We start from the raw sequence: 11,490 nt of genomic DNA on the forward strand, positions 1-11,490 counted from the left end.
ACCTTATTTATTATCATGTTCCCGGTAATACCCGTAACCGTATCCATAACTGTAATAACCATAGCCTCCACCGCATTCGGCACGCACGCCGTTCAGCAATATTCCCATCACGGGCAAACGTCCTTCCCCGTTTATCGCCGCAACAATCCTCAACGCATCCTTCCTCAACACGTTCGCCCGTACCACATACACGCAAGCATCCGACAACTTGCCCAAGGCGAATCCCTCGGCAAGAATCCCTACCGGGGGCGTGTCCAAGATGATACACGAATAACGTTGCTTCATCGCTTCCAGCAACTCGCTCACGCGGGAATCAGCGAGCAATTGCACCGGATTGGGTGGCACCACACCACCGAACAGGACGTCCAAATGGTCATCCACCGGACAAATCAACCCCGCCACATCGTCCACAAGCCCTGCCAGGTAAGCGGACAAACCTTTATCGCGATTCTGCCCAACGAAATTATGCAGGCTAGGATTCCGCAGATCGCAACCAATCAACAAAACCTTCTTCCCTGTCTTAGCGTACGCATTCGCCAAATGCGTGGCGATTAATGATTTCCCCTCGCCAGGAATAGTCGACGTAACCATAATCACGGGACAAGCTTGTTGCTTCAACATATAATTCAACTTTTCACGTATCAGGTGCATGGATTCCGACTGCACGAAATCTTCCCGTGTAATCAACTTCTCTCCAACCACTTCGGGAAACGTCCCGAGCAGGGAAACCCCAATTCCCCTCTCGATATCCTCAACATTCCTCACTTTATTATCCAGCATATCTCTAGCCAACACGCCCCCGACCGGTAACATGATACCCAACACCATCCCTACTAGCAACAGCATGGCTTTACGAGGCGACACGGGTGCATCCCCGGTATCCGGATCCTCGATGATTTTCGCTGTCGGCACGTACACCAGCTTCGCGATCTCCGCTTCCTCCCGCTTCTGCATCAGGAAAAGAAAAAGGTTCTCCTTCAATTCTTGTTGGCGGGCGATAGCACGGTATTGCTTTTCCTGGGCGGGCACGGACGTCAAACGTTTATCCACGGAAATATTCTCCAGTTCCATCGTATTTATCTTGATCTCCAACCTTTTTTCCACGTTGGCAACAGCCTCGCGGATACTCATTCTCATCTCCCGCAACTGCGCATCCAAGCCCGTCACGATAGGATTGTCCTCCCGGGCACTCAGCAAAAGTTTATTTCTCCGCAACACCATCTCGTTATAGCGGGATATACCGCCGTTCACTCCCTCGTCAGAAATACCCAAATTCTCCGGCAGCAAGCCGAAACTCGCATCCTCCCACTTTTCCAATAACACCCGGATACTACGTACCACGTCAAATTCGGTCTGCAATTTCAATAATTCCGTACCCGCCAATTTCTTACGTTCCATCACGAACTCGGCATCGGCAACGATGTTCGTCAACTTGTTCGTCCGCTTGAAACGCTCGGCATCATCCTCTATCGTACCCAACTCCCGGTTAATCACTTCCAGGCGGGCATTGATAAACTCCACGGTCTTGGCGGAAACCACCTGCTTGTCTGCCACCCCATTCTCGTTATAACGATCAACCAACGCACGAATCAAGTCGTTTCCCCGCCTCGGCACGGCATCCTTTACCGCCAAGCGAAGCGCATTCGTGTTTTTATCGAGAGGAGCCACTTCCAGTTTCTTGTAAAAATCCTTCGTTGCCGAGGCGTAAGAATATAAATACACACGAACCACGCCTGACGGACACTCCCCGTTCCTCTCCACCGAAATCGCATACCCATCCACCGGGATTCGTTCCGAAAAGCACCCCGCGTGAATGATCTCCCCGGACGGGGCTGTCACGACCGCCGTATCGCCCGAGAACGCCACCGTGAAGCAAGTATCCCTTATTGCCCCGGGGTTGTCTACAAGCACCTTAATAGGAGAGTCCTTGTACAATTCCGTAAACCTCAATATCCCCTCCTCGAAATAGCGGACGTTCAATTCCAGATCACTCACGGTTTCCCGCATCAGGTTTTTGGATTGCAACTCAACCAGTTCGTTTTCCACGTACTTGTCCCCCTGAAAGAACCCCATCTCTTTCATCATCACGCTTGTACCTAATTCCCCTTTCTTCGAATCACTAATCATGACCTTGCTCGAGACATTGTAAATAGGCTCCCGTGTTACACAATAAAACAACATCGCACCCACGCACAAGGGAATGGACACGAGAAACCACCTCCATCGTGCCATAATCTTGTAAAACAACACCCTCAAATCAATCGTTTCTTCCTGCTCGGACACAGGAATCTCATTACCATTCACGTTCATACACGCTTGTTTCATTAAAATTAAAAAATGCAACCAACCCGGAGAACCGCCGCAACCTACCTCAGAATCAGAGCTAACACCGCCACGAATGTCGACACGCTGGATAGCACGTAAGGCAAAAAAGTTCCCACATTCCCTCCCACAATGCGTCCCCTGCTGGGCTCCACGTACACCACGTCATTCTGCTGAAGGTAAAAAAACGGGGAATAAACCAGATTGCCGGAGGTTAAATCCAAACGGGCAAAAGTCTTCTCTTTCCCGTTCTCGCGCATGACCAGCACGTTCCGCCTTTTGGCATTAATCTGTAAATCCCCCGCCATGCCCAGCGCATCGAATATGGACACTCGCTCACTGGTCACCTTGTAACTGCCCGGATTCCGGACTTCTCCCAAGACAGTCACCTTGAAATTCTGAAATTGTATCGTCACGATTGGATTTTTCAAGTACACCGCAAGTTTCTCCTTTAGCATTTCCGACAACTCAACTCGAGAGATCCCGTCCACACGCAACTTTCCCAACACGGGGAAATCGATGTACCCTTCTTTATCCACGAGATAGCCCGGAGGGGATTGCTGTCCCGTCGAGGCAACCTCTCTTCCCAAACCAATCATCGGAGTATTGAAAGGCAAAGCCGCCTCCGGGTCGTCACATGAAACCACGATAGATAGTAAGTCATCAATATGGATAACCGTTTTATACTCGAACTCCGATTCTAGCCGTCCATTCTCCTTCACGTCCTGCAAGTAAACAATATCTTTACTAGAAGCACACGAGAAAAAAACGATCCCACACGCTATCGACACAATCCACTTGTTTACAGACATATAACTCCTTCTTTTATGTAACATTACGCTATCATTAAACCAACGTTTTTTGATTGTTAAATAAATGAGGATTTACACGGCAAGAAAAGATCGGAATATTATTTATAATTAAATGATTATTATGGAATTAACCACTTACCAGGAATAGCTTGTTGTGGTCGATTTTACGATATTTATAATTGTTCATTTATTGAGCTACAAATATATATATTTTTCAATACAGTTTGAATTATATTCCATATTTTATATATACACATTTTACATCCAAGAGAAGGAAATACGATACAGAAAAGCCATGAAAGCCTTTGCACGAAAAGACAAAACAACAAAACAGGTTTTTGTTTCTAAAAAATCGAATGTATTTCTTTAACAATATTTACGACAGTATACCCGTTTCCCGAACAGAAGGCATAAAAATAACCGCTTTCACCCGGCTATCAACTTCACCCCGAATGAAAACGGCTCTTGTAATACTTTTCCCCCGCAACGACTTTTCAGGCATCAAATCCCGGTCTTTTGAAAGAACGGGCATTCGGGAAGAAAGCGTCAATATCTTCTTCCAATTGTTCCAGCACCACGATTGCCCGAGATGCCTCCAGCCCGAAGCCGGGTACATGATCCCGTATCACCGCCCACGCCACACGGGAAATCTCGACAGCAAGCAACATCACCTTTGCCGACCCGTTGTAATCCTCCTCCTCCTGCGTGGCATTCAACTTGTCCGCGTAAAGAAAGTACCCGCAAAGGGCACGCTTCATCTTGGAGCGAATCAAATCCATGTACCAATTTACTTCCAACAAGGCATCCTCCACCTCCCGTGTCCGGGGCGACTTCCCCTGTGGTATTTCCACAGAATCAAACCACCGGTAAATATCCTCTTGACATTTGTCCGCCAGCGTGTGATAAATACGTTCACATTTCATCATATCCTCGCTCTCGACCTGCCTCGCCACTTCCTCGTCCTGATCCTCCAAATCCTCGTAGTCTTCTCCCCAGAAGCCCTTGTCCACTTTTTCCGCCGAATAAATATCCTCGATCCCCACACCTCGCTCATCCGCTAACTCACGCAACACGTCAAAAGTCGAGTCAAATATATTCTTCAGACGAGCTAACGCTGACTCGTCATCGTCAGGCATATCCTCCCCCAGATTCACCCTCGTTCTTTCCTTCAATTTCTTCCCCATCATGTAACTCATACAGCGAATCTGGAGTTTACACCGTTCACACCATCTGTCGCAATAATTGTAGATACCCGGCACAAAGCCGTTATCTACAATTTTCTTTTCTTTCTTCTTAGGCACGTTCTTTTCTCTTATCCGATTAATTTTTTATACCGTATACGCTTCGGGGTCACGTCCCCCAACCGCTTCCGTTTGTTTTCCTCGTACTCGGAGTAACTTCCCTCGAAATAAACCACCTTGGAATCACCCTCGAATGCAAGAATATGCGTGGCAATGCGATCCAGGAACCAACGGTCGTGCGACACTACCACGGCACACCCGGCAAAGTTCTCCAAACCTTCTTCCAGAGCCCGCAACGTGTTCACGTCAATATCATTCGTCGGCTCGTCGAGCAGCAACACGTTGGCATCCTCCTTCAAAGCCATGGCAAGATGCAAGCGATTCCTCTCCCCGCCGGACAATATCCCGCACTTCTTCTCCTGGTCGGTTCCGGAAAAATTAAACTTGGAAACGTAAGCACGGGCATTCACCTCCCGTCCGCCAAGATTAATCATGTCACTACCCCCGGATATTACCTGATAAACCGTCTTTTCCGGGTCGATAGCCTTATGCTGTTGATCCACGTAAGCAATCTTCACCGTCGAACCGACCTCGAAAGTTCCCTTATCCGGCGTCTCGGAACCCATAATCAAGCGGAACAAAGTAGTCTTTCCCGCACCATTCGGTCCGATTACCCCGACAATACCCGCTGGCGGTAACTGGAATTCCAAATCATCGAACAGCACCTTATCCCCGTAAGCCTTTGCCACGTGCTCCGCCTCGATCACTTTATTCCCCAGACGCGGACCGTTCGGTATATATATTTCAAGTCTTTCCTCTTTCTCCTTCACGTCCTCGTCCATCATCCGGTCGTATGCTTTCAAACGGGCTTTACTCTTTGCCTGACGGGCTTTCGGTGCCATCCGCACCCATTCCAACTCCCGCTCCAACGTCTTTCTCCGCTTACTCGCCTGCTTTTCCTCCTGTTCCAGACGATTGGCTTTCTGCTCCAACCAGGACGAATAGTTGCCTTCCCATGGAATACCCTCTCCCCGGTCCAGTTCCAGTATCCATCCCGCCACGTTATCCAAGAAATAGCGGTCGTGCGTGACACAGATCACCGTACCCTCGTACTGGTGCAAATGTTGCTCCAACCACTCCACCGACTCCGCATCCAGGTGGTTCGTTGGCTCGTCGAGCAACAAGATATCCGGCTCCTGCAATAACAGACGGCACAAAGCCACCCGCCGCCGTTCGCCTCCCGACAAGTTTTTCACCAAAGCATCCGATTCCGGGCAACGCAGGGCATCCATAGCCCGTTCCAGCTTTTGGTCAATCTCCCAACCGCCGTGATGCTCGATCAATTCGGTCAACTCACCCTGCCGGGTCATCAACTTATCCATCTCATCGTCGCTCATCGGTTCGGCAAACCTCATATTCACCTCCTCGTATTCTTTCAACAGATCCATCACCTGCTGAACGCCCTCCTGCACGACTTCTTTAACCGTCTTCGAATCATCAAGCTGAGGCTCCTGAGGTAAATAACCGATAGAATGCTCCTTCAACCAGATCACCTTCCCCTCGTAATTCGGGTCTAACCCGGCGATAATCTTCAACAAAGTAGATTTACCCGACCCGTTCAAACCAATTACACCAATCTTCGCTCCGTAAAAAAAGGATAAATAAATATCCTTAATAATCTTTCTTTGTGGCGGTATCGTCTTACTCACGCCCATCATGGAAAAAATAATTTTTTTCTCGTCTGCCATACCAATAATTTACACTATATTATGTTTCACATCTATCACACAACTAATTATTTTTAAAATGAATACAAAGATACATTATATCTTCAAATTTAAAAATACGCTTGAATCGTTATACGAAACCAAAATAAAAATCGTTACAATATCACCCCGATTTTTTAAAATTTTCTTGCAAAACAGTAACAGCTCAAAACTCAAACGACTGTCTATTAAAAATATACAAAAAAATTCCAAATCAACCCCGAATTCAAAAACATTCCGCATCACAATTTATAATACATATAATTAACAATAATTTAGATAAAATCAACACGACATTCAAAAAATAGACTATACAGCCATATTGCAGCTAACGAAAAAGGAGGTGTGTCAGAACACACCTCCCTATCACACTTATTCACACAGATTAATCAAACAGATAATTCAATTTCAACACCAATAAACGATAATGCTCACGAATCTTATCGTTCCCGGCATTCGACCTTGCTTTGGCCATTTGGTACACCTTGCGCAAATACTTCATCACCACCGGACGCTTTGCCGTTTTATCTATTCTAGGCGACATCACGATCTCTGCTAAAATCTGTTCCCCTTCATATTCAAGACTTTGTTCACGTCCATGTTTATGGCAACTGCAAGTAGACTCGTTCGCCAACGCTTGCAACATATTTCCCTTCCCGTTGGCGAACTCCCCTTTCTCCACGAAATTTGCCAATCCCTCCACGAAAGAATTCTGGTAAGCCATATCTATCATTTTCAAGTTACCCGTCTTCTTCACGAACATCTCGTCAAAAATCATCGCCATATACTCGTCCAGCGTGAACACGTTCTTCCCTTCCACCTCGCTGATCAGCAAGCGTCCCACGGTTTCCCGCTCCAGCAAACTGGCGAACATCTGTGTCGCGGCACGGTAATGCAATGCCGTGGGACCGACTATCGCAGTCACCTTCTCGTTCACCAGCCAATCCTCCACGCCATTCAAATTGCTCAACACGAACTTCAGCGCGGCTTTCTGCTTCTCCCGCGGCACGAACTCGTACAACTTCACCGGATCGCCCAGGTATTTCGGGTTCAGATACATCCCCCCCACGCTCACCATCGCGTGACTCATGAACCGCATGAACTGCTCCACGATCTCCTTGTACATCGACTCCACCGCCGCGTACCCCTCGTCGTCCACCGCCAGCCAATCCGTGAAATTCGCCATCACGTACTTCAGATTCTCCATCCCGTACGTGTTCGCCTTCACCACGTCATCTCCCAGATCCTCCGCCTGCGAACGCGGGTCAAAACGGAAACGGAACACCTGTTTCCCGTAAAAACACATCTTATCCCCGACCTTCTCTCTCACCCATCCCCGCAAAGTTTCCTTCTCGTCATCCGGGCTCTTCACGTCCGGCAACACCTGGTACCCGTACTTGATGGCAAACATATCATACACCCCCACCAGCGGCGGCGTCAATTTCACCCCCTTTTCCACGTCGCCCGGTTGCGCCACGTAATTAAACCGGGCGTAATCCATGATCGACGGCGTAGTCCCGTACACCCGCGTAAACTCCGGATCCCGCAATTTCTCCACTGGATAAGCGGCAGACGCCCCGAAATTATGCATCAACCCCAGCGTGTGCCCGATCTCGTGAGCCGCCACGTAACGCATCGCCTCACCCATCTTCTCCTCCGTCATCACCGGGCGGCGCACCTCGGCGTCCACCGCCCCTGTCTGAATCAACATCCACTTGTTCAACAGGCTGGTCACCCCCGACCACGAAATCACATCCGCACACAAGATCTCCCCCGACCGCGGGTCTATCCACGACGGTCCCATCGAATTCTCCTTGGCCGAAGTCACGAAACGGTAACAATTGTAATGAATATCATCCGGGTCGAAATTCGGGTCATCCGTCGGGTAATCCTTCACGACAATCGCATTCTTGAACCCGATCGCCTCGAAAGCGATATTCCAGTCGGCAATCCCCAGCTTCACGTACTTCCTCCACTTCTCCGGGATTGCCGGATCCACGTACCACACGATCGGCTTCACCGGCTCCACCAATTCTCCCGCCAAATACCTCTGCATATCCTTCGGTTGCAAATTCCAGCGATGAATAATACTATAATACTGCAACTGGTCGTAACGCTCGTCAAACACCTTTCGCATTTCCCAGAAATACCCCACCCGCTCGTCAGCATAACGGGGCATCATCGGCTTCTCGGGCAAAATAATGATATTCCGCGCCTCTATCGTCGTCAACGGTCCCTCGGCATCCGTCGTGTAAGTCATCATGCTCTTCACGATAACATTATCCTCGAAAGCCTTGCACTCCTCGATTCTCGAACGGTCACTCTGGAAATTTCCACCGAACGGGACGATCATCCGTGCCTCGGCAGGCAAATTCGGAAATGGCGAAAACTCCGCTATCGACGACAAGAACAACGGAGTAGCATCAATCACGCAACTCGTGGAATCCTCCGGCTGCACCTCTATCTTGAACGCCTTCCAGATCGGCGGGTTACTATGCCGCTTGTACGCCTCGTACATCTCCGACCCCTCCTTGCACTCGTAATCCAGATGCGGAAAATGCATGTACACCTTATTCTCGTCACACGAAAACGTAATCAACACCGGGTCCCGATTTATCGTCCCTGGGTCTATCTGCCACGTCCGGCTCGTGGAGGACACTCTCGAACTGATCAAAAAATCCCGGCTCATCAACGCCTTCGGGATCTCCAGGTAAACCTTGTCCTTCTTCTTGATCACGTTAAACATCCCCCGCTTCACCTCCGCATCCTTGACAAACTTCTCGTAAGCACTCTCCGCCTTCACCCTCGTCGTGTCCGACGCCTCCACCGCCTGCTGCTTCTTTTTCTTTCTCTTCCCGAACAACTCCGTGGCAGAAACATCCGTGCACAACACGCCAGTACATAATAACAATACAATACCTAATCCTTTCATAAATACCTATCTTATATTTACTTATACCCAATATTACGATAATCTATTCCCAAATACTCCTTCAATGACTGATCCAACACATCATGAGCTTTTTTAAATTTCTCATGCTGAACTGCCCTCGCCACGGTTTCTGCATCCGTAGAAAACAAAAAATTTATAAACTGCGACAAATATGATTCTTTAGATGAAGCAAACTGGTAACCAACTTTATGCATTCCCCATTTGCCATCTACTTGAGTATACAATTCATAAATACTACCCCTCGGGTAACCTAATTCCCAAAAATTATCCTCACTCCACTCTTCATTGGTACGATAACTGAAATTTGCACGAAATTCGTCATCCGTCGAATAAAGATAAAACTCTTCAGGCACTACCCAACCCGACTTCTTCGTCAAATACTCGCTTAAAAAATTAGCATTCCAAATTGTTGACAATTCCACCTTTTTCTCTTCGGACAAACTCATTTTATTCTCGCTCACGGAAAAAGCCACATAATAATCCGATATATATATATCCCTTGGCTCTCCTTCCGGTTTCGAGGCATCCAGAGAACCAGTATACACGATAGAATCAGCCAATAATATTTCAAGAGGGAAATATTTCTTACGGAATTCATCCGTGTAACCATTCAAAAACATCTCTTCAAAAAATTGAATTCTCCTTAACAACCCCTCTTGAGTTTGAACTGGTTTCGTAATCCTCAAAGCGTATTTTGTGTCAAAATTATACAAGTAATCCGAACTATCCGGATCCGTGATCAACAACTTTCCGCAATCGAAATAATACCGTGAAACATATTTCCACACGGGATCGCTCGAGGTTGTATCATAGACGCGTTTATAATGTTGATCTCCAACATTAATATCATCCTCTTTAAAACAACCGGTCAACAATACGCCCCAAAACGCTACAAACAATAAAGCATATTTTCTTCTCATAACAAATTCCACGTTAATCATTTTACAATAGATTCCACTCGCTCATTCCGTTCTATCGTTGCGTTTTGACGCACAACATCCAACGGAAGAGGTAAAACATAATTGGGGCTCTCTGCTTCCAAAACATAAGTAACAGAACTATTCCTATCATTATAATCTTGATAAACATGTTCGATAGATAATCCCCAACGCCGGATATCAAACCAACGTATATCCTCGAAACAGAACTCCTTACGTTTTTCATTTCTAAAAATTTCCCATGCCTCATCATCATTATTTGCCGTCAACTTCGGATCTTCCTCATACATAATCCGCTCCCGGTAGACCTTGCTCAAATCTGCCATTGCCAAATCCCGTTTTCCTGTGCTCAAGTAAGCCTCTGCACGGTTAAAATAAACTTCTTCCAAACGATAATTCATCCCATAACATTTTGAATAACCGAACCCTTCGAAATCATACTTATATATTTTCTTTCCATCGTAATTCCAACAAGTATAAGATTTTCCCCTAACGTCATTCGAATTCTCTTTGACTAATGCCATCAACTCCTGGGAAACAGTATATCTGCCATACCCCCAATCCACGCTGAATGTCGGTAAAACATCGCGATTCCACCAAGTAAACAACAAACTTCCGGCATCCCGTGCCACCATCGGGTGTTCTCCCGTCCAACTATCTTGATTCATAGACATCCACGTCAGAGGTACCACTATACTTTGGGTTTCCCGCAAAAGATCGCCGCAAACCGTGATCACATCGTTATAACGTCTTTGTTCCAAATAAATTCTCGATAAAAACAAACGCACAACATCTAAATTAGGACGGAATGCCGTGTTTTTCCTCTCTCCTTTTCCCAAATTCTCCAACGCACTCTTCAAATCAATTTCCATTAACTCGTAATTCCGTGCCAATGTTTCCCGGGCATAAGTCTTATCTTTAATACCGGTTTCCATATTTACCGGCACACCCATGGCTGTTGCGGCTTGTTCCTCGCTTCTCCAAGGCTCCCCGTACATGTTCACCAGATACCAATATGACATCGCCCGTATTGCCTGCACTTCTCCAAGAATACGATATTTCACCCCTTCTCGATCATCTTCAAAAGCCATAACGTCATGTTCGATAACATTACACATCAATATTTTATGGTACAGAAATTCCCAAGCAGGGTCTATTTTTTCCGCCCCATCCGGGGTATACTGCGGTTCTTTCGCCCAAGTGAACCAATTCGAATACTCCCACCTGTAATCCCCTTTCTCTCCCTCGACCAAACTACCGATATCATCACTCATCCACAAAATATTATAACAAGACGATCCTGCGGAAGCATGTATCAACTCGCCATATATCAATTCGCTATACTCATCTAATTTAGACGGTATCACCTTATCTTTGTCCTTGTAATCCAAAAAATCATCACAAGCGACCAACAACGTTGTCAACAAGGGCAATATATACTTATTCATTTTCATACTC

General features: G+C 46.9%; 8 protein-coding genes. All 8 read right to left on the minus strand.

Annotated features, from left to right (window positions below):
- Positions 1-3: 3 nt before the first annotated feature.
- The 8 genes from BN8899_RS19130 to BN8899_RS19165 all read right to left on the minus strand — a co-directional run bounded on the left by BN8899_RS19130 (position 4) and on the right by BN8899_RS19165 (position 11,486).
- Complete coding sequence (locus BN8899_RS19130; protein WP_231932430.1) at positions 4-2,325, minus strand: GumC family protein; 2,322 nt, start codon at positions 2,323-2,325, stop codon at positions 4-6.
- A 41-nt stretch (positions 2,326-2,366) separates the two neighbouring features.
- Positions 2,367-3,134: a polysaccharide biosynthesis/export family protein gene (locus BN8899_RS19135; RefSeq protein WP_065220552.1), complete on the minus strand. Its 768-nt coding sequence runs from the start codon at positions 3,132-3,134 to the stop codon at positions 2,367-2,369.
- A 376-nt stretch (positions 3,135-3,510) separates the two neighbouring features.
- Complete coding sequence (locus BN8899_RS21305) at positions 3,511-3,639, minus strand: hypothetical protein (protein ID WP_255366265.1); 129 nt, start codon at positions 3,637-3,639, stop codon at positions 3,511-3,513.
- Complete coding sequence (locus BN8899_RS19140) at positions 3,629-4,435, minus strand: hypothetical protein (RefSeq protein ID WP_065220553.1); 807 nt, start codon at positions 4,433-4,435, stop codon at positions 3,629-3,631. Before BN8899_RS19140 ends, BN8899_RS21305 begins: the two co-directional genes overlap by 11 nt.
- A gap of 11 nt (positions 4,436-4,446) precedes the next feature.
- Positions 4,447-6,123, minus strand: a complete 1,677-nt coding sequence (gene ettA / locus BN8899_RS19145) for an energy-dependent translational throttle protein EttA (RefSeq protein WP_065220554.1) — start codon at positions 6,121-6,123, stop codon at positions 4,447-4,449.
- A gap of 403 nt (positions 6,124-6,526) precedes the next feature.
- On the minus strand, positions 6,527-9,073 hold the full coding sequence (locus tag BN8899_RS19155; RefSeq protein ID WP_065220556.1) for a zinc-dependent metalloprotease: 2,547 nt from the start codon (positions 9,071-9,073) through the stop codon (positions 6,527-6,529).
- A 17-nt stretch (positions 9,074-9,090) separates the two neighbouring features.
- Positions 9,091-10,014, minus strand: coding sequence for a hypothetical protein (locus tag BN8899_RS19160; RefSeq protein ID WP_148375540.1), 924 nt, complete (start codon positions 10,012-10,014; stop codon positions 9,091-9,093).
- Between the two features lie 17 nt (positions 10,015-10,031).
- Positions 10,032-11,486 carry a RagB/SusD family nutrient uptake outer membrane protein gene (locus BN8899_RS19165; protein WP_026207134.1) on the minus strand — a complete coding sequence of 485 codons (1,455 nt, stop codon included), beginning with the start codon at positions 11,484-11,486 and terminating at the stop codon, positions 10,032-10,034.
- Positions 11,487-11,490 lie beyond the last annotated feature (4 nt).

The organism is Butyricimonas sp. Marseille-P2440 (assembly GCF_900091675.1).
Lineage (GTDB): Bacteria > Bacteroidota > Bacteroidia > Bacteroidales > Marinifilaceae > Butyricimonas > Butyricimonas synergistica.